Below are 19,079 nucleotides of genomic sequence, written 5' to 3' on the forward strand. Positions count from 1 at the left end.
CGTCGGTAATCGGTTGCGCAATCAACCGGCCGGATTAGGATGCAGGTGGTCAGCGGAGGCGAACCATGAAGGCACAGTGTCAATGCGGTCAGCTATGCGTCGACCTTCCGGGCCCTACGCCGGCCGTGGTCGCCTGCCATTGCATCGCGTGTCAGCGCAGAACCGGGTCACCGTTTGGCGTGATCGCCTATTATCCGGCGGACCAGGTGGTCGTTTCGGGCAATGCCACCCGTTTTGAACGCGCGACGGACACGGGCAACAGCTTCGAAACGTTTTTTTGCCCGACGTGCGGAACCACCGTCTATGCCCGCACCGGCAGGCATCCGGCGATGATCGGCGTCACGGTCGGCACGATTGCCGATCCGCAATTTCAACCCCCGGTGCGATCGGTGTGGGAACAATCGATGCACACCTGGGTGTCGATCCCCGGCGCAATCGAGCATTATCCGCAAGGTCGTGTGTAAAACGGGCTAGACGAACAGAAAGTTCGATGCTGACAGTTGCGCCATGCCGACATGGTTCAGCACAAGCTGGTCGTGCGCATCATAGGTGATGACCACGCTATCGCCCACCTGATGCATCGCGCCTTGTACCGCGGCAAAGCTGTCGAACAGACCCTTGTCAAACTGGATCACGTCGGCCGGGGCCGTGCCGCCGACAAAGCCGGTGATCGTCTCGTTGCCAAACCCTGCGTGCAGCGCAAACGTATCGCGATTGCCGGTGGCGGTGATCGTGTCACCCGCAGCACCCACGATCAGCATGCCCGATGCCGTGGCCTCGATCGATTTTGATGCTGCGCGCGCGCCATCCATGGCAGGGGTCCACGTCGGCACCGGGGTCAATTCCACGACCAGCGGGTCAGCCCCCAGCGGCAAAGCGATCGATGATACATCGTGATAGGTCGCAATCGGCGTCGTGCCCAGCAACGGGTCATAGACCGCGACGGTCTGCATGATGCGCGCAAAACGAAGCGCTTCGGTGTGGGTGCTGGCGGCCACTTCGCTGTGGCTGGCACTGTTCCAGATCGGCTGTTCGTCCCACACCACCAGGTCGAACAGATTGGTCGCCTTTTGCAGCAGCATTGCGCCGGCAGTCTTGTCCGCGCCGGTGATCGACCAGGACAAGCCTCCTGCGCTATAGGATGCCGGGCCACCGCCCAGGATCTGGGTCAGGTTGTGCAGCGCCACCGCGGCCGGCTTGGGCGCGTTGCCGATGTCGAACAGGCCAAAGTGATTGCCCACCAGCGTGCCCGCCGGATCGGCATAGGCATCGAGCAATTCATAGAGGAACGCGGACTGTGCGCCCGCCGCATGGGCGTCGAACAGCGTGTCGAGATCGTAGATCGCCTGGACATGCGCATCGACCCCGCCCGATGCGCTGCCCAGGCTGGAATAGCCCGCCTCGGTCACCGCAAAGGGCTTGGCTGCGGGCACGGCGGCCAGATTGTTGTGCAGATACGACAAGGGCGCTGCCCCGTTCACGGCATAAGGATGGATCGTGGCGACATCGTACCCGGTGGTCGAGGAGGCCCCGGCATTCATGGTATAGCTGTAGACAGTCGTACCGTTCAGAACCCCATTGGCGCGAATATCGGCAAAGAGGTCGTTCTGGAACGACACCGCGGCCGCAGCCCCGGTCAGGCCGCGGTAGGCGACGCCGAAATTGTTGATTTCATTGGGGCCTTCGATCGATACCAGCGCGCCGGGATGGGCGCTGGCAAAGGCCGCCATCTGCGCCACGCTGGTCTGGGGCGCGGGATTGGCGTATAGCAGCATGTCAAAGCGGATGCCCTGGCTCGCCGCAAGGTTGTACGCCGACTGACCCTGCATGCCGGGAACATAGGCCGCGGTGCGGATCAGGCTGACCCCGATATATTTCAGGTCGGCCAGGACGGTCTGGATATTGGCGTATTTGCCATCGGTATAGTTGATTGACGCATTGACGCCGATCGAGGCGACAAAACGGGCGGCGCTGGTGGCAGTGATCAGGGTCATGCCATGCAGCGTAAGTCATAACCGTTTTTAACATTTTGATGGGCCTGGTAAACGCCGCTTCAGGTCGTTTGCGATTGTTTGCAAACAAAGTAATCATCTTGATTCAATATGGTGTGGTAACGTAACAACCCGGTTGCCACGCTGTTTTCGCGCCAATTTTACCGGAACGATATTTCGACGATCAGCGGGTCTGCAGCCATGCGCAGATCGAGCGTCGCCGTCCCCGGCTTGTTCAGCATTGGCGCGGTGTCGCGCATCGGATCAAACACGGCGATTGCACGCGGCACCGTGCCAAAATGCACGGTGCGATGGTGCGCCGTGGGTGCAATCGGGGCATGCGTCTGGCCGTTCCACAGCGGCTGTTCATCCCACACCACCAGATCGAACACGTCGGGAGACTTTTGCAGCAGCAGCATGCGGATCGCAGGGTCGGCGGCGATATCGATCGATCCGGGCGCAAACGCGGCCTGCCCCGACGAACGCCCGGGGCCAAGAATGCGCGCCAGATTGTGCAGGGCAATCGCCGCCGGCTTGGGGCGGTTGGCCCGGTCGAACAGGCCGAAATGGGTGCCGATGCGCGAACCGTCGGGGTCGGGATAGGCGTCGAGCAATTCATAAAGATAGATCGCCGAAGCGCCCGCATGTGCGGCGTCGAGGATCATGTCCAGAGTGTAGATCGCCTGGACGCGGCCATCCACCCCGTCCTTGTCGGTGGGCAGCGTGGGATAGCCTGTCTCGGTCAGCGCAAAGCGTTTGCCCGCCGGCACACTGGCGATGTTGGTTTCGAGGAACGCGCGCGGCGCGCGGCCACCGACGGCATAGGGATGGATCGCCGCATAGTCATAGCCGGTGGTCGATGTTGCCCCGGCGTTCATCGTATAGCTGAAGACCGTGGTGCCCTGCAGCACGTGATCGGCGGCAATCGCGCGATAGAGATCATCCTGAAAACGGGTTGCGGCCGCTGCGCCGTTCATCGCGTGGTAGTGCGCGCCGAAATTGTTGATCTCGTTCGGCCCCTCGATCGCGGCGATGGCGCCCGGATGTGCGGCGGCAAACTGCGCCATTTGCGCCACGCTTTGCCCCGGCGCGTCGGTGGTGTTCAGCACCATGTCGAACCGCACACCCGCCTTTGCCGCGATGTGATAGGCCTGTTCGCCCTGGATGCCGTGGAACCAGGCGCCGGTGCGGATGCAGTGAATGCCCAGATAGTCGAGATCGGCAATCACAGTGGCGATCTGCGCGTAACCCCCATCGGTATAATGGATCGGTGCGCCCACGCCCAGCGCGCCAAGAAACGCGCTGGCCAGCGTGGCGATCATGCGTGGCATTTTACGAGGCGACCGCCGCCGCCGGCTTGGCCGCAAACCACGGGCCGGCCAGCCGGCGGCCAACCAGCCTGGACGCCGGCACTTCAAACCGCACATGGATCATATCGGCCAGCACCACCGTGGCCGGCGTTGCCAGGCACACCAGCAACGCCTTGGTGCCGAGCCCGGCGATCGTGCGCCCGGCGGTCCAGTCGATCCCGAACAGATCGGTCAGCGCTTGCTGAAAGATCACCAGGATCAGAAAATGGATCAAATAGCCCGAATACGAGGCCCGCCCGATGCGCACCAGTCGCGGCCGGTCGAGCAGGCTGTGCAAAACCGCGCCGGGGGTGGCGGCGCTGGCAACCAGCCCGGCCGACAGCAGCATGATCGGGGTAAACATGACTGCGGCGCGCCCTTGCCCCACCGCATTGCCCGACAATATTTTTTCCGCGATGCCCATCCCGCGCGCGCCAAAATGGTAATTGACCGCCATGTAGCTGACAATGAACCCTGTCATCGCGGCGATGCCGACGATCAGCAACAGCCGCGCCCGGCGCCGATCGAGCCATTGCCGATGCAGCGCCAGCAGCGCGCCTGCCGCAAAGGCATCGAATTGCCACGGCGAAAAATGGCTGACCTGCTGCAACCGCGCGACATCGAATGCACACCACAGCCGTGAAACCGTAACCAGCACGATCGCAGCCATCAAACCCGGCCCCAGCCAGGCGCGGCGCACAAACATCAGCACCGGCCCGAACAGCAGGTAGAACTGCATTTCCACCGACAGCGACCACAGATGCGATGTCGGGATCAGCGGTTTGGTGTCCAGCCAGACCAGATAGAAATTGTACCAGAACAGCGATTGCGCCAGGCGCGAACCGGCCTCGAACGGGGCGCCGATGATCAAGGTCAGGATCATCGCCAAAAGGACATAGGCGTAATAGCCGGGCATGATCCGCGCGATCCGCCGCTGATAGAACTGGCGCAAGGCCTGCCCCGCCGCCTGCCCTGCCGGCGGATTGTCGATCACCGACAGCGTCACGACAAACCCCGAAATCACGAAAAAGATCTGTACCCCCAGCCACCCGAACGGGAACAGATCGGCATGCTGGGCAATCACCACGATCATCGCGATCGCGCGCAGCGAATCGACCGAAGCCAGCCGTTGCGAAGCCGGATCGCGATGTGCCCGCCTTGCTTCATCCACCGCCAAGGCCGCCTCCCATGTCCGAATCGCGTGCAATGGCCTGCACAGCGGATATCTCCGGTGGCGATCCTGGTCGATCAGGCGGGGCGGGTTAAGCGCAAGAACCACCGAAACGGCCCAAACCGCCGCTTGGTCCATGCTGCGCAACGCCGGGGCACCGCGCCCGGCGCAATGGACCGATCAGCTGGTGCGTGCGGCGTCGACGGCTTGTTGCAGCTTTTCGCGGCCGACCGCGCCCGCGATGATCTGCCCGCCGATGGCAAAGGCCGGCGTGCCGCTGATCCCCAGTTGGCGGGCATAGGCCAGGTTGTGTTCGATTTCCTGGCCCACATCGGCGCGTTTCATGAACGCTTGCGCCGCGGTCAGGTCCACGCCGGCGCTGGCGGCGGCGGCGGTGATGCTGGCACTGTCGGGGCGCGGGCCGGCAAACATCGCCGCGTGATAGGCGCCGAATTTGCCTTGGGCAGCGGCGGCCAGCGCCATGCGCGCGGCGGGTTCGCTTTCGGGTGCGATGATCGGCAATTCGCGCACCACCACCTTCAGTTGCGGATTGGCCACGATCAGCGCGTTGATGTCGGCAACGCTGCCCCGGCAATAGCTGCAGGCAAAGTCGGTGAATTCGACCATCGTGATCGTGCCCGCCGGATTGCCGAGCACCGCGCCCGGAAACGGCGTTTCCAGCGCCTGCCGCACCGGTTTCAGCCGCTCGGCATTGTCGCGCGCCTGCAACCGGTCCATCGCCTGGGGCAGGATTTCGGGGTGTTCAAGAATATAGGCACGCACCAGTTCCTCGAACGCGGCGCGCTTGCCAGGATCGATCCCGGCACGGGCAAGGTCTGCGCCCATCGCATCGCTGCCCCGTTCGGCCCGGCTGGCACGATACCAGCCCAGCGACCCGCCCGCGATCAGGCCTGTGGAAACGATCAGGATGACAAGGCGAAGACGCGGAGACAGCTGCATGCGCAAAGCCTTATTTCTTTTTCTTCGTTCGCTCAATCATCGCGCGCGAACTCATTTCGATATCCTGCGCACGCAGCCAGTCGGGCGATCCTTTGGGCAGGGCGGCCTCGGCAGCCTGGGCATTGCGCAACGATTCGACAAAGTGCAGTTCCATCTGCTGCTGTTCGGCGCTGGCCAGCCGCGCGCGCGCGGTATCGCCTTGCGCTTCGTAGACCACCCCCAGTTCGTACCATGCAAACGGGTTGTCGTGGTCCTTGGCCACGGCACCTTTGAGCACGCGTTCGGCCTCGGCAAAATGCGCCGGGTCTTCGGTTGCAAGCAGCGCGTGGGCGAACGTCGTGGCGATCAACGGCTGGTTCCGGGTCAGATCGACTGCGCGGCGCAACGGCGGGATGGCTTCGAGCGGGCGCCCGGATTCGAGCAGAACCTGGCCTTTCAGCTCCAGGGCATAGGCATCGTCGGGTTGCTGTGCCAGGATCGCGTCGGTTTCGGCCAGCGATTTGTCCATGAACGCCTGCTTGTGATAGGCATAGGCGCGCGCATAGTGTGCCGGCACATCGGTCAGATATTCAGGATACGCGGTCAACGTCTGCTGCGGTTCGGCCAAATATCCGTATAGCTTGGCCTTGATCCGCAGAAACCGGCGCTGCAGATCGGGGTTCTCGGGCCGGTTCCACGCCGCATCCTGCTCGAACGAGTCCTGCAATGTCGTCAGGCGGTCTGCCGTCATCGGGTGGGTGCTATAAAATTCGGCATCGGCAGTGCGGCGGAACCCGGCGCGATATTCCATGTTTTGCAGCTTTTTGAAAAAGCTGACCGAGCCGCGCCCGGAAATCCCCGCGCCCGCCAGAAATTTTACGCTGGCCGCATCGGCGGTGGCTTCCTGTGCGCGGCTGAAGGCCAGGTATTTGCCCATGGCCGCCTGTTCGCCCGCCATGAAAATGCCCATGCCCGCCTCGGGCGCGCCGGCGGCCGCGGCGGCTGCGCCCAGCAGCAACGACAAAAGCGTGATCGCGGTCGCGGGTTTGGCGCCTTCGCCGCCGCGAATGGCATGGCCGCCCACGATATGCCCCAGTTCATGGGCAAACACGCCCTGCACTTCTTCGGCGTGGTCGGCCGCACCGAGCAGGCCCGAATTGATATAGACCGTCTGCCCCCCGGCGACGAAGGCGTTGATTTCGCCATCGTTCAACAAGACCACATCGACATTGTGCGGGTCCATCCCGGCGGCCTGGATAATCGGCGCCGACATGTCGCGGAAAAAACTTTCGGTTTCGGCATCGCGCAGCACTTCCTGCGCCTGCGCCCGGGGGGCGATGCAGGCCAAAGCCAGCACCGCGGCTGTCGAAAGGGTCAATCGTTTGAGCACAGCGCGGGTTATGCCGGTGCAGACTGAACGGGTGCTGAAGCAGGCTCGGCCATGACCTGCGCAAGAAAATCGCACACCAGCACCAATGGACGCCGGTCGCGCAGAAACGGTCGGGCAAAGCGCATGATCAGCCCTTCGTGGCCGATGCCGTCAAGCATACGGGTTTCGCTGCGGCCGCCGCTGCGCCCCAGCGCACGCGCCAGCGCCAGGCTGTGGCGCGGCAGCACACGCGTGTCGTCGCCGCCATGGATCAGCAGCAGCGGCGGGCCATCCCCCCGTGCATGGTGGATCGGCTGGGTTTCGGAGGGGTCTGCGGCATGGCCGAACGCGGCGATCGTGCTGTGATTGTCGAACGGCAGAAAATCATACGGCCCGGCCAGGCCGATCACCCCGCGCAGCGCCTGATCGGGCAGGCCGCCCTGGTCCCACCAGCGCCGGTCAAGCGCCAGCATGACCGCGTTGTAGGCACCCGCCGAATGGCCCATCAAACTGATGCGCGCGCTATCGCCGCCATGCGCCTGCGCCTCGGCTGCAATCCAGCGCAGCGCTGCCGCCCCGTCTTCGAGCATCGCCGGATAGCGCCCCGCTTCCAGCAGGCGATACCCCGCCAGCACCACGGCATAGCCCGCCGGCGCCAGATTGCGCGCGATGAAGCGGTAATCGCGGGCATCGCCGCTGGCCCAGCCGCCGCCGTGGATGAACACCACCAGCGGCAGCGCGCGGCCCGTGACCGCCGGATCGAGCGCGGGATCGGTCGGCACAAACAGCTGCAGGTGTTGCGACGGATCCGCGCCGAATCGTGCCGCGGCCGCCAGACGGATTGCGCGATCGCCGCCCGCCAGCAGCCGGTCGGTCTGATCAAGCATGGCGACACTGCCGCGTTGGGTGGCAAAGCGCACGCCGGCAAGGCCAAGGCCCCCCAGCACCACCAGCCCCAGGCCGGCCCAGGCCTGACGGGACAGCGCGCGGCGCGAAGCGGGCAGTCGAACGAAACGGTTCATCGCAGGCAGGCTAGCACCGCCCGGCGCCCCGAAGAAAGCGTATTTGCACGGACCACGCCGCGAGCGCATGCCCGATCAGGCGACAAACCGTCGTACGGCGCGTGCCAGCAGCGCGGCATCATCGCTGATTTCGCCCAGCATCGCAGGCTCTGCACCGGGCAGACGGCGCACCATGACCAGCGCGAATTCCGCGCCATCCTGCGCCAGATCGGCAAGCGGACGGGCGGGCAGCGCGCGCGCCGTGGCCTGCCAGCCCTTGCGCTGCACCGCGGTGCGGTCTGTGCCCCGCCTGGCCGCGCGTTCACGCGCGACAATCGCCTTGATCCCGCCCGGGGTTGCGCCCAGCACATCGGCCAGCGCGCCTTTGGCCAGATCCAGGCGCCGGGCGTGGGCCAGGACGGTCGCGTATTCGGTCAGGCGGGTCTTGTCGTAATCGGCGCCGAACACCAGCTTGATCAGCGGGATCAGCGGCGCGCGATCCTGCAGCACCAGCCCGGCCTCTGCCACCAGCCGCGCATAGTCGGCCGGCGCAATTGCGGCCGCCAGCGCAAAATCCCAGGCGCGGCCGATCGCGGCATAAAGCGATTGGCGGGTGCGGTCTTCGCTGGCTTGCGCGCGCAGCGCACTGGCGCGGGCTTTTTCCAGCCATTCGGCCAGCGTCAGTGGCTCGGCCGCCGCAGGTTCCGGTGCGAAGGTCGGCAATCCCGCAGGGGCAAGGTCTTCGCCGTCGTCATCGATGAACGGGGACAGATCCAGCGGCAGCGGCAGATCGTCGGCCCACAGGCCGCCCGAACCGTCGGTCAGCGGGCCATCGGCCCAGGCTTGCGATGGCGTTCGCGATGCAGCGCCGCCCAGCACCGGCTTGCGCCGCGCCACCGCGCCATGGCCCAGCGCCTGGCCGATTTCGTGCATCAGTTCGTCGGTCGTCCGCTGGTCGGCCAGTTCCTTCCAGTTGATCACCCCGTAGATATAGTCGATCGTGGCATCATCGGTGGAAAACGGCAGCAGAATGCCGCGATACAGGATGGTTGCCCCGCGCGCGTTGACGAATTCGGCTTCGAACCCGATCGGCGCCTCGTTGGCGATGATCTGCAGATAGTGGTCGGTGATGCGCGACAGCACCGATCGGCCAGGCACGTGGCTCAATCGCCCGATCGGCTGGTTGTCACCGCATTCGGCGGCCAAGGCCGCGCCCAGCGCCAGCACGCTGGGATCCTCGATCCCGTCGGCGAAATGCAGCAGCACCGCATTGCTGGAAAATTCGGGCAAATCGCCCGCGATCAGGCGATCGGGCAACGGAAACCGACGCTTTCCCAACAGGCCGGCCCAGTAATTGTAGGCGCGCACCTGCATGCGCCGCTCGTCCTGCCCGATCACCGGCGGCGGGGTATCGATCACATCGTCGAGTTCCTGGCCCTGGTCATCGGCGCCGAAGTCGCCCCCCCGCAAACCATCCATATCGCAATCGCACCTTCCGCCCACAGGTCCTTGTCAGCCGGTTGTGGCGCAACATGGTAAAAAAATGGCTAAGTTGTGCGGCGGCTTGTGCGCACGGTGTGCGTCATCGCGCTGTCACGCGGGCATTGCGGTCAACCCGCGTTCAAATCAGCCGTATTGGCCATGGGCGGGAACACGCCGCTCATCGCGACAAAGCCCGGGGCGAAGCGGATGCGGTCGCACCAGCGGCGCAATGCGGGGCGGTCGCGCAGGCTTGATCCCCCGTCTTCGCATGGGGCGACAAACACAAACGCGGCCAGATCGGCCACGGTCGGATGCGGCCCGGGCATCAGCCAATGCCACCCGCTGCGTTCGCCAAACCACAGCCGCCGCTCGATTTCGTCAAGCAGGATCGCGGCACGCGCACGCGCCGCATCGGCATCGCCAGGCGCACCAAATGTTTCGATCATCCGCGCCAGGCCGGCACTGCCGCCAAGATCGCGCGCCATGCCCAGCCATCCGACCAGGGCGGGATCGTGCAGCGGACACCACGCGGCATCGTGCCGCAGGGCCAGATCGACCATGATCTCCTGCCAGTCGGTCAGAACCCGTTCGCCATCGATCAGCACGGGCAGGCTGGCCAACGGATTGATCGCGGCAAAGGCCTCTGCGTGGTGCTCGTGCCCCGGATAGACATCGACCGGCACCAGGGTCAGATCGCACCCGAGCATTACCGCCAACAGGCGCACGGCATAGCATTCTGCCAGATGATGCGCGTCATAAAGGATCATGCGCCCGCCTCCAGCCGGCGGCGCAGCGCCAGCAGCGCCTGGTCGGCGCGCACCAGATCGCCATCGGTTGCGGCGCCGCGCACAATCGCCCGGTCCGCTGTGCAAGGCTGGATGGTCAGCGCCAGCGCCGGCAACGCGGCGCCGTCGATCGCGCGTTCCAGGTCTTCCGCGCAGCGGTCAATCGGGATTGCGCGGATCACTGCGCCATCGGGCAGGGCCGGGGGCGCACCCACCGGATCGATCCCGGTCCAGATCAGTCCGCTGGCCTGCGCCATCGGCCACACCGTTGCATGGATCGCACCGGGCACCTTGCGGTCGGGTTGCGCGGGGATGAAGGTGCACGCGCCGCCCGTGCCAAAGCGCCAGGCATGATACTGGCAGCGCAATTCATTGCCCACCACTTCGCCCAGCGACAGACGCACCCCCCGATGCGGACAGCGATCGTGCCAGACGCAGACCGTACCATCGCGTGCGCGCCACAGGGCCAGATCATGCCCGCCCAGCGTGGTGCGATAGATATGGTTTGCCACCAGATCATGGTCCGCGGCAACCGCGTACCAGCGGCCCGGTTCGAGCAAGGTCATGCCGCGTGCGCACCCCTGACGGGGGCGGGAATGACGCCATAGGTCAAACCGATCGCCGACAGCCAGCGGCGATACGCGACCGAGGCCTTGTCTGCCGCGATCGGCAATTCGGCGCCATCGGTCAGCGGCAGGCGTTTGGGAAACTGGTTTTCCAGGATCGGCTTGTCCTGCAGAAAGATCGTCTGTTGGAACGCGCGCAAGCCCTGCGGCGTGGTGCCATCGGGCAGGCACAGCAGCACAGGGTGGGCCACGCTGGTCTCTTCGGTCACCGGCTGGACAAACAGGTAGATCACGTCGAACCGGTTGCGGTGCATCGGGTTGGATTTGTACAGGCACGTCACCAGCGCGCGTTCGACTTTGTAGACATAGTCGACATCAAACGCTTCGGTGGCGGCGGGCGATGCCTGCGGCTGGTACATCTTGCACCCCGTTGCAATGATCCCGCCCCCGGGTAGCGCGTTGACGGCATAGGGCAGGACGCGCGTATGCGGATCGTCGCCCAGATAGCCGGCGTGGACATAGCCGAGATGGCCCAGATCGAGAAAATTTTCGATCACCCGCGGGGCAGACGCGCGTACGCCGATCGCGCCGACGACAATTGCCGGCCGGTCGGGTTCATTCGCCGCGTCAATGGACAGCACGTCCCGCGCCGGCGTGCCCAGGCACACCCAGATCAGGCCATAGCGTTCGGCGTGGTGCACCCTTTGCGCATCATCGCGCCGGGCGATGATCGTGCCCGCACCATCGATGGTCACGGTCAGGGGCACGTCCAGCAGCATGGTGCGGTGCGCACGCGCGGGATCGAGCGTGCAGCGCGCGGCCACCGGGTGCCAGTCATTCCACAGGATCGGATCGGTTTCGGCCATAGCCGCGGCCTAATTCGCAACAGCGCAAAGGCAAGCGCGATTTTGTTTCTCGCGTCTGGACGCCGCGCGTGCCCGGGCCACGATCAGATCCTCCAAAAAGGGCGTGTGCGCATTTGTGCCACGCTGGTATGCAAATCGACAGACATTTGCATGTTTCATCTCGCAAATGCAAAAAATGACATTGGCGAGACACCTTCCCCGGCGCTAGGGGCCGGGCAACACAAAGTGCGGCGCAAGGGGCGATCGCATGGCGCCGCCGGCACGGTGGTGGGTCGAATTCGGGGGTATACATGGGATACAAGGTTCGCATCGGTCGCACCGACGGGGATTCGTTGGTGCGCAATCGGCTTTGCCTGGCACAGGTTTCGGGCCTGGCCATCGCGCTGGGCCTGGGGCTTGGGGCAAGTCCCGTGCAGGCCGCAGAAACGGCCGCAACCGCCGCCGAACCTGCGGCGGCGCCGATCACCGACATCGTGGTAACCGCGCAAAAGCGCGAATCGAACGTGCAGCGCACGCCTTTGTCGATCACCGCGTTGCCCGCCGATCTGCTGAAGCAGAACGGGGTGGCCGATGCGGTCGATCTGAATGGGCTGGTCCCCGGGCTGGTCGTATCGACCTCGGAAGGGTACGAGCGCAACCTGGCCATTCGCGGGATCGGCTTCAACGTGCCGCAGAACGACAGCGCGCAGCCGTCGATTTCGTACCATGTCGATGGCATCTACATCGTCAATCCGGTCGCGCTGAACACCAATTTTCTTGATGTCGACCATGTCGAAGTCGTGCGCGGGCCGCAGGGCACCGTCTATGGCCAGAACTCGACCGGCGGCACGGTCAATCTGATCACGGTTCAGCCCAAGCTGGGCCAGACCAGCGGTTATGTCCATGCCGACGCGGGCATGTTTGCGCTGGCCGGCTTTGAAGGCGCGATCAATCTACCGGTGGGCGATACCGTGGCGATCCGCATTGCGGCGCAGGGCACGCACCACGACGGCTATGCCAAGGCGACGCAGGTTCCTGGCACAAGCGGCGATTACCAGCTGTCGAATGAAAACAGCCTGCACGGGCGGATCACCGTGCTGTATCAGCCCGATGACAAGTTCAGTCTGGAACTGCGCGCCGAATATGCCCGCGCGCGCAACAACGAGACCGAAGGCAAGAACATCTTCGATCCCAATCCCAACCCCTGGGAACAGACCAGCGACTGGCCGGGCAAGCTGCAATACGACAACGACCTGTTCAGCGCGACCGCCAACTATGATTTCGGTTTTGCCAAGCTGAAGGTGCTGGGCAGCTGGCAGATGGTGCGCCAGAACGGATCGGTCAACGAAGACGGGCTCGATCTGCCCACCTCGATCGCGGTCTACGGCTATACCGACCCGACCAATTCGGCGAATGTCTACAACACCGTCCACGATCTGCAGTATTTCTATCACCGATCGACCGCCAAGACGGCCGAAGTCGATCTGGCTTCGCCCGGCGGGCAGACGGTCGACTGGATCGTGGGGGCGTTCTACCTCGCGTCGGATTATCGCGTCGGATATGACCAGTACGCGCTCAACGCCTATCCGGTGACGGGCGATCCGACCTCGTTGCAGAACCAGCTCTATCCGATCGTCACCGATCCCAACGCGCTGGGGTTTGATTCGCCCAACGGCTATTACTACCCGTATTTTTATTCGATCTCGTACCTGACGCGGCATTCCTGGTCGGGGTATGGCCAGGCCACGCTGCACGTCACGCCTGCTTTGCGGATCACCGGCGGGGCGCGCTTTACCCACGATTCCAACACCACCAATATCGTCGACTATGCCGGATCGCCGGTGTTCGTGGCGCAGACCAACACCGCCTGGACCGGCAAAGTCGGGGTGGAATACGATCTGGCGGCCAAGACGATGGCCTATGGCAGCTGGTCGACCGGGTTCAAGCCGGGCGGCGGCAACATCTCGGCCAACCCGGTGGTGCTTGGCTTTACCTACCAGCCCGAAACCATCAAGGCGTGGGAACTGGGGGTCAAGACCACCCAGCTGGACGGCAAGCTGCGCCTGAACCTGGCGGGCTTCTATTACTTCTATGACCAGTTGCAGTACGAAGGCGAAGACGCGCTGGCGTTCCAGGGCGGGGTGGCCAATATCCCGGCGATGCACGTCTATGGGCTTGAGGCCGAAATGAACGCAATCCTGCCTGCAGGGTTCCGTTTTGACGGCAATGCCACGCTCGAAGGCAGCAAGATGACCGGGCATTACCAGGTGCTCGACAACATCACCGGCTATAATATCGACAAGCAGATCTTTGCGCGCAATCCCGCCGGACTGAACTGCGCATTGCCGGGCCTTAGCGATACACCCTGCATCAGCCAGGATATCGCGGCGCGGTCGGCCGCCTATTACGATGTCTACGGCAACCCGGCGCCCAATCTGCCTTCGGTTACCGCGACCGGTACGCTTAGCCATACTTTGGCGCTGGCGGGCCATTCATCGCTGACCACCGCGGTGCAGGGCACATATCGCCACAGCTATGTCAACGCGGCCTATGGCGACAAGGTCATCGACGGGGTGCATGTCTATCTGACCCCGGGCTATGTGCTGTGGAACCTGTCGCTGCGTTACAAGCCCGAAGATCCCAACCTGACCTTTTCGGCGTCGGTCAAAAACGTGTTCAACACCGGCGCGGTGCTGGGCCAGTTCACCAACCAGTTCGGGGGTGAAGTGACCCGGCAATACGAACCGCCGCGTCGCGTGGTTGTTTCGGCCGAATACAAGTTCTGATGATGCCCAGGGGGTCGGACCAAGGTCCGGCCCCCTGCTTTGTGTGTGCGGCTGATTGCCACGCGCTGCCCACCGTTTAGGGTTTGTCCCATGTCCACCGCCGCGATTCCCGTAAACGACCCAGCCCCGTCTTCGTGGCTTGATCGCCGCTTTGCGTTTCGCGCACGGGGCAGCAACGTGCGCACCGAAGTGCTGGCGGGGCTGACCACGTTTTTTACCATGGCCTATATCGTGGTGGTCAATCCCGCGATCCTGGGCCTGGCCGGCATGCCGGTGGCGGGCGTGGCTGCGGCCACGTGCGTGGGATCGCTGCTGGCCTGCCTGATCATGGGTTTTCTGGCCGATGCGCCGGTGGCGATGGCTCCGGGAATGGGGCTGAATGCCTATTTCAGTTTTACCGTGGTGCAGCAGATGCATCTGCCGTGGCAGGTCGGGCTGGTCTGCGTGTTCCTGTCGGGCGCATTCTTTCTGATCCTGACACGGCTGGGCGTGCGGCAGATGGTGATGTCGGTCATCCCGCATCACCTGCTGGCGGCGGTCGCCGGGGGGATCGGCCTGTTCATTGCGCTGATCGGGTTCAAGAATGCGGGGATTGTCGTGGCCAACCCCGACACCATCGTGGCGCTGGGCAAGATGACCGCGCCGGGCCCGCTGCTGGCGCTGGTCGGCCTGGCGCTGATCATGGCGCTGACGCTGATGAAGGTGCAGGGCAGCATCCTGATTTCGATCCTGGTCACCACCGCGATCGGCATTGCCACCGGCATGGCGCCGGTTGCACCGATGCACCAGGGCTGGGCCGATATGGGATCGACGGTCCTTGCGCTCGATCCGGCCTGGGCCTGGCGCCTGTTCGGCCATGGCTGGGGCGTACTCGAAGTCGTGTTCGTGTTCCTGTTTGTGGACTTGTTCGAAAACATCGGCACGCTGGTCGCAGTGACCCGCAAGGCCGGGCTGGTGCGACCAGATGGCTCGATCCCCGGGCTGAACCGCATGCTCTATGCCGATTCGATCGCATCGATGATCGGCGCGCTGCTCGGCACGACCACTGTCACCAGCTATGTCGAAAGTGCCACCGGGGTTGAAGTCGGCGGACGCAGCGGACTGACCGCGGTGGTCACGGGGCTGCTGTTCCTCGTCGCGTTGCCGTTTGCGCCTTATGCGCAGCTCGTGCCGCTGGCGGCGACGGCGCCCGCGCTGATCGTGGTGGGCGCGCTGATGATGGCGCCTTTGGTCGAGATCGACTGGAACACCGGCGAAGAGGCGATCCCCGCATTTCTTGCGCTGGTGATGATCCCGCTGACCTTTTCGATCGCCAACGGCCTGGCGTTCGGCATCACCGCGCATGCGCTGATCAAGGCGTTGCGCCGCGAATTCACCCGCGAAAACGCATTGCTGTTCATTCTGGCGGGGCTGTTCGTGTTTCGCTTTGCCTATATCGCCGGAGTCTGAATTCTACCCGGCGCGCGCGGCAATCGCCGCCGCCTTGGCAATCAGCGCGGCGGCGATATCGCGGTGGAGCAATTCGGCCATCTTGCCAGCCACTTTCAGCGCGCCTTTGCCGGCGTTGGCCGGGTCGGCAAAGGCGGCGACAATCGCATGGGCCTCGGCCAGCGCGGCCGCATCGGGGGCAAACACGCGGTTGGCGGTTTCGATCTGGACGGGGTGGATCAGCGTCTTGCCGTCAAAGCCCAGATCGCGCGCCTGGATGCATTCGGCCTCAAGCCGGGCCGGGTCATCGATCGCATTGCACACCCCGTCGAGCAGGATCAGGCCGTGTGCGCGCGCGGCCAGCACCGTCTGCACCAGCACGGGCATGAACGCCGCGCGGCCAGGCGCCTGGACCATGCCGGTGTCCTTGGCCAGATCGTTCAGGCCCAGCATGAATGCGGCAAGCCGCGTGGGCGCGGCCTGTGCGGCGATGCGTTCGATCGCCAGCACCGCGCGCGGGGTTTCGATCATCACCCACAGCGGCACGTGGGCCGGATAGCCGGCCGCATCCATCGCGTCGGACAGTGCTGCGATATCGTGCTCGCTGTCGATCTTGGGCACCAGCAGCGCATCGATCGGCGCCCGGGCCAGCGCGGTCAGATCGTCATGGCCCCACGGCGTCGACAAGGCATTGATCCGCGCGATCAGCCGGCGATGGCCAAACCCGCCGGCGCGTGCTTCGTCGATCAGCGTTGCGCGCGCGGCCACTTTTGCCTCGGGCGCGACGGCGTCTTCCAGGTCGAGCGCCACCGCATCGCACGGCAGCGCGCGCGCCTTGGCCATGGCGCGCGGGTTCGAGGCCGGCATGTACAGCACCGAACGCAACGGGGCAGGGGTGTCAGGCAGGTTCACGCACAGTCTCCACAGGTTCGATCCGTCCTTCGTCGCGCTGCGGCATCGGCGCGATCAAGCGCATGATCAACGTGCAGGTCAGCCACAGCGCGGCAATGCGCAAGGTCGTGACCAGACCGACCCGGTCGGCCAGCGCGCCCCAGGCCCACGCGCCCAGCGCCATGCCGCCAAACGCCACCGCCTGGTAGATCGACAGGCACCGCGCCAGGATGTCTTCGGGCGAACGCAGCTGGATGGCCACGTTCAGGCTGGTCAACACCGCCACCCAGCCCGCCCCGCCGATCAGCGCGGCGGCGATGGCCGGCGCCAGCGTGTGCGCGGTCGACAGCACGATCTGCCCCGCCACGCAGACCACCGTGCCTGCGCCGACCACGCTTTCGCTGCCAAACCGGCGACGGATGCGGCTGACAAACAGCGCGCTGCCCACCGAGCCCAGGCCAAAGGCACCCACTTCCAGGCCATAGCCGATCTGATCGCCGTGCAGTTGCATGCGCACCACCACCGGCAGCAGCGCCTGAAACGCCACCGCGCCAAACCCGAACAGCGCCCCGCGCGACAACACCCGCGCAATCGGGCGCGACCGCGCGCAGAACACAACGCCAGTCATGATCGCGGTGCCGATCGGTTCGCGCACGCGTGGTGCGACCTCGGGGTGCCAGCGCGCCAGCACCACGATCATCGCCAGATAGCTGACGGCATTCAGCGCAAAGGCCGCGTTCACGCTCCACAGCGAAATGACCAGCCCGCCCAGCGCCGGGCCCAGGCTGCGCGCCAGATTGAACGCAATGGCGTTAAGCGAAATGGCCTGCGGCAGATCGGCATGATCGACTTGCGAGCGCACGCTGGCCTGCCACGCCGGCCCGTTCAGCGCGGTGCCAAGCCCTACCAGCAGCGTCAGCAGCAGCAGCGACCACGGCGCGATGGCGTGCATATAGCCCATGACCGACAGCACGGCCGAGACCACCAGCATGAACATCTGCGCCCACAGCATGACCCAGCGCCGGTCATAGGCATCGGCGATTGCGCCCGCGACCACGCCCAGCACCAGGATCGGGATCGTGCTCGATGCCTGGACCAGTGCGACCAGGACGTGCTGGTTGGTCAGTCCGGTCATCATCCATGCCGCGGCCACTGCCTGCATCACCGAACCGATGCTGGAAAACAGATTGGCCAGCCAGATATCGCGAAACACGCGGTATCCAAACGGCGCGAGCGGCCCGCGTGCCATCGGGGAACGGCGTTGGGCGGCCAATCTCACAGGATGTAGCGGACCTTGATCGGCAAAGTCTGGTCGCTGGCGCCCACGGTGACTTTGGCGGCGTCGAATTTTGGCGGCCCGAACTGCACCGCCGCATCGCGCGAAAAGCCATAGCCTTCGCTGGGCATGCCCATGGTCTTGTCCAGCCGGTTGTTGCTGTTCTGATCGTGGAACAGCGAAACGGCATATGTGCCGGGCATGACATGGCGGAATACCAGCACCGGGCCGTTATGCGCCGGCACCGACAGGCGCAGCGATTGCGGATCCTTGTCGCATTCGGGAAATGTTGCCGCCTTGGCCGTCAGACAGGCCCGGATCATGCCCTTGGTGTTGCGCAAGCCCGACACGTCGACCGTGATGGTTGCGCCTTCTGCCGGATCGGCGATCACGGCCTGCGGGGCAAGGCCCAGGGCTGCAGCCAGAACAAAGCGGGCGGTGCGTGCGGTCATGGCGTGGAAATTCCCCGATCGGTGCGGCACAGATGATCCCACAGGCGGAAATACAGCCCGTAATTGCACCGGTACTGTTCGTGATGGCGTGAATGGTGGCTGGCGGTGATCAGCCAATGGCCTGCACGCGATTGCACCAGGCCTTTGGGAAACATTTCCCAGCCCATGTGATTGGTCACGCCCATGATCGTCATGATGACCAGCACCGTGGCCAGCACGCCGGCCTGTATCGGGATGACAAACACCAGCGCGGGAATGAACAGGCCGACGATCGCGGCCTCTATCGGGTGAAAATTCATCGCCGCCCAGGCCGTGGGCGGCCGGCTGGCATGGTGGACGGCATGGATTCGGCGGAACACCGCCGGGCGGTGCATCCAGCGATGCGTCCAGTAAAACCAGGTGTCGTGTGCCGCCAGATAGACCACCAGCGACACCGGCATCCACCACAGCGGCAGCGCCCCGGGATTGGTGTAGATCATCGTCCAGCCATGCGTCTGCCAGCCCCAGGCGATGATCCCCGCGGGCAGGCCGTAGATCGCGCACGACACCAGGCTCCAGCCCAGCTCCATGCGGATCTGCCGGCCCAGCCCGGCATAATGGCCGGGCCGCACCCGCGCGGTCAGCCAGGCGAACAGCCCGCTGACCATGACATAACGCACCGCCACGATGATCGTCATCGCCAGCGCGGAAAGGATCAAGGCCATCATGGCGGGCCTTATGGCAAGCTATCGGCCCGCTGCACAGGTGT

The 19,079-nt window shown here is 64.7% G+C and carries 17 protein-coding genes; 3 read left to right on the plus strand and 14 right to left on the minus strand.

Going from position 1 to position 19,079, the window contains the following annotated elements; translation table 11 throughout:
- Positions 1-65: 65 nt before the first annotated feature.
- Positions 66-464, plus strand: coding sequence for a GFA family protein (locus G404_RS0107040; protein ID WP_028640455.1), 399 nt, complete (start codon positions 66-68; stop codon positions 462-464).
- Positions 465-470: 6 nt separating this feature from the next.
- Here the strand turns inward: G404_RS0107040 and G404_RS0107045 are convergent, their stop codons facing one another.
- The 10 genes from G404_RS0107045 to G404_RS0107090 all read right to left on the minus strand — a co-directional run bounded on the left by G404_RS0107045 (position 471) and on the right by G404_RS0107090 (position 11,519).
- Positions 471-1,994 carry a hypothetical protein gene (locus G404_RS0107045; protein ID WP_028640456.1) on the minus strand — a complete coding sequence of 508 codons (1,524 nt, stop codon included), beginning with the start codon at positions 1,992-1,994 and terminating at the stop codon, positions 471-473.
- 158 nt (positions 1,995-2,152) lie between these two features.
- Entirely contained in the window at positions 2,153-3,322 is a 1,170-nt protein-coding gene (locus tag G404_RS18395) for a hypothetical protein (RefSeq protein ID WP_051280341.1), read from the minus strand.
- Between the two features lies 1 nt (position 3,323).
- Positions 3,324-4,511 (minus strand): acyltransferase family protein, encoded by a 1,188-nt coding sequence (locus G404_RS0107055; protein ID WP_036520697.1) that lies wholly within the window; start codon positions 4,509-4,511, stop codon positions 3,324-3,326.
- A 180-nt stretch (positions 4,512-4,691) separates the two neighbouring features.
- Positions 4,692-5,471, minus strand: coding sequence for a DsbA family protein (locus G404_RS0107060; protein ID WP_028640458.1), 780 nt, complete (start codon positions 5,469-5,471; stop codon positions 4,692-4,694).
- Between the two features lie 10 nt (positions 5,472-5,481).
- Positions 5,482-6,828 (minus strand): M48 family metalloprotease, encoded by a 1,347-nt coding sequence (locus tag G404_RS0107065; RefSeq protein WP_036520698.1) that lies wholly within the window; start codon positions 6,826-6,828, stop codon positions 5,482-5,484.
- A gap of 20 nt (positions 6,829-6,848) precedes the next feature.
- On the minus strand, positions 6,849-7,841 hold the full coding sequence (locus G404_RS0107070; RefSeq protein WP_084601113.1) for an alpha/beta hydrolase: 993 nt from the start codon (positions 7,839-7,841) through the stop codon (positions 6,849-6,851).
- Between the two features lie 75 nt (positions 7,842-7,916).
- Positions 7,917-9,299 (minus strand): PAS domain-containing protein, encoded by a 1,383-nt coding sequence (locus G404_RS0107075; protein ID WP_028640461.1) that lies wholly within the window; start codon positions 9,297-9,299, stop codon positions 7,917-7,919.
- Between the two features lie 131 nt (positions 9,300-9,430).
- Positions 9,431-10,069 (minus strand): glutathione S-transferase family protein, encoded by a 639-nt coding sequence (locus tag G404_RS0107080; RefSeq protein WP_028640462.1) that lies wholly within the window; start codon positions 10,067-10,069, stop codon positions 9,431-9,433.
- Positions 10,066-10,653: a Rieske (2Fe-2S) protein gene (locus G404_RS0107085; RefSeq protein ID WP_028640463.1), complete on the minus strand. Its 588-nt coding sequence runs from the start codon at positions 10,651-10,653 to the stop codon at positions 10,066-10,068. Before G404_RS0107085 ends, G404_RS0107080 begins: the two co-directional genes overlap by 4 nt.
- Positions 10,650-11,519, minus strand: a complete 870-nt coding sequence (locus G404_RS0107090) for an aromatic ring-hydroxylating oxygenase subunit alpha (RefSeq protein ID WP_028640464.1) — start codon at positions 11,517-11,519, stop codon at positions 10,650-10,652. Before G404_RS0107090 ends, G404_RS0107085 begins: the two co-directional genes overlap by 4 nt.
- 290 nt (positions 11,520-11,809) lie before the next feature.
- Between G404_RS0107090 and G404_RS0107095 the strand changes: the two genes are divergently transcribed.
- A complete protein-coding gene (locus G404_RS0107095) occupies positions 11,810-14,284 on the plus strand; it encodes a TonB-dependent receptor (RefSeq protein ID WP_084601115.1) in 2,475 nt (824 codons plus the stop codon).
- A 90-nt stretch (positions 14,285-14,374) separates the two neighbouring features.
- Positions 14,375-15,733: an NCS2 family permease gene (locus G404_RS0107100; RefSeq protein ID WP_028640466.1), complete on the plus strand. Its 1,359-nt coding sequence runs from the start codon at positions 14,375-14,377 to the stop codon at positions 15,731-15,733.
- 3 nt (positions 15,734-15,736) lie between these two features.
- On the opposite strand, the gene G404_RS0107105 is transcribed toward G404_RS0107100, so the two are convergent.
- Genes G404_RS0107105 through G404_RS0107120 form a run of 4 tightly spaced genes read right to left on the minus strand, consistent with a single transcriptional unit; the run spans position 15,737 to position 19,038 of the window.
- Positions 15,737-16,624: an HpcH/HpaI aldolase/citrate lyase family protein gene (locus tag G404_RS0107105; protein WP_281170258.1), complete on the minus strand. Its 888-nt coding sequence runs from the start codon at positions 16,622-16,624 to the stop codon at positions 15,737-15,739.
- Entirely contained in the window at positions 16,611-17,852 is a 1,242-nt protein-coding gene (locus G404_RS0107110; RefSeq protein ID WP_028640468.1) for an MFS transporter, read from the minus strand. Before G404_RS0107110 ends, G404_RS0107105 begins: the two co-directional genes overlap by 14 nt.
- 26 nt (positions 17,853-17,878) lie before the next feature.
- Positions 17,879-18,331 carry a DUF2141 domain-containing protein gene (locus G404_RS0107115; protein WP_084601117.1) on the minus strand — a complete coding sequence of 151 codons (453 nt, stop codon included), beginning with the start codon at positions 18,329-18,331 and terminating at the stop codon, positions 17,879-17,881.
- Positions 18,328-19,038 (minus strand): sterol desaturase family protein, encoded by a 711-nt coding sequence (locus G404_RS0107120; RefSeq protein WP_028640470.1) that lies wholly within the window; start codon positions 19,036-19,038, stop codon positions 18,328-18,330. Before G404_RS0107120 ends, G404_RS0107115 begins: the two co-directional genes overlap by 4 nt.
- Positions 19,039-19,079: the final 41 nt, after the last annotated feature.

It is taken from the genome of Novosphingobium acidiphilum DSM 19966, assembly GCF_000429005.1.
Taxonomy (GTDB): Bacteria; Pseudomonadota; Alphaproteobacteria; order Sphingomonadales; family Sphingomonadaceae; genus Novosphingobium; species Novosphingobium acidiphilum.

What these genes read in the sequence shown, in the direction of transcription:
- G404_RS0107040 (WP_028640455.1), top strand. Translation starts at nt 66, where the DNA reads ATGAAGGCACAGTGTCAATGCGGTCAGCTATGCGTCGACCTTCCGGGC.
- G404_RS0107085 (WP_028640463.1), bottom strand. Translation starts at nt 10,653, where the DNA reads ATGACCTTGCTCGAACCGGGCCGCTGGTACGCGGTTGCCGCGGACCAT.
- G404_RS0107120 (WP_028640470.1), bottom strand. Translation starts at nt 19,038, where the DNA reads ATGATGGCCTTGATCCTTTCCGCGCTGGCGATGACGATCATCGTGGCG.
- G404_RS0107080 (WP_028640462.1), bottom strand. Translation starts at nt 10,069, where the DNA reads ATGATCCTTTATGACGCGCATCATCTGGCAGAATGCTATGCCGTGCGC.
- G404_RS0107045 (WP_028640456.1), bottom strand. Translation starts at nt 1,994, where the DNA reads ATGACCCTGATCACTGCCACCAGCGCCGCCCGTTTTGTCGCCTCGATC.
- G404_RS18395 (WP_051280341.1), bottom strand. Translation starts at nt 3,322, where the DNA reads ATGCCACGCATGATCGCCACGCTGGCCAGCGCGTTTCTTGGCGCGCTG.
- G404_RS0107110 (WP_028640468.1), bottom strand. Translation starts at nt 17,852, where the DNA reads ATGGCACGCGGGCCGCTCGCGCCGTTTGGATACCGCGTGTTTCGCGAT.
- G404_RS0107095 (WP_084601115.1), top strand. Translation starts at nt 11,810, where the DNA reads ATGGGATACAAGGTTCGCATCGGTCGCACCGACGGGGATTCGTTGGTG.
- G404_RS0107070 (WP_084601113.1), bottom strand. Translation starts at nt 7,841, where the DNA reads ATGAACCGTTTCGTTCGACTGCCCGCTTCGCGCCGCGCGCTGTCCCGT.
- G404_RS0107090 (WP_028640464.1), bottom strand. Translation starts at nt 11,519, where the DNA reads ATGGCCGAAACCGATCCGATCCTGTGGAATGACTGGCACCCGGTGGCC.
- G404_RS0107100 (WP_028640466.1), top strand. Translation starts at nt 14,375, where the DNA reads ATGTCCACCGCCGCGATTCCCGTAAACGACCCAGCCCCGTCTTCGTGG.
- G404_RS0107060 (WP_028640458.1), bottom strand. Translation starts at nt 5,471, where the DNA reads ATGCAGCTGTCTCCGCGTCTTCGCCTTGTCATCCTGATCGTTTCCACA.
- G404_RS0107115 (WP_084601117.1), bottom strand. Translation starts at nt 18,331, where the DNA reads ATGACCGCACGCACCGCCCGCTTTGTTCTGGCTGCAGCCCTGGGCCTT.
- G404_RS0107075 (WP_028640461.1), bottom strand. Translation starts at nt 9,299, where the DNA reads ATGGATGGTTTGCGGGGGGGCGACTTCGGCGCCGATGACCAGGGCCAG.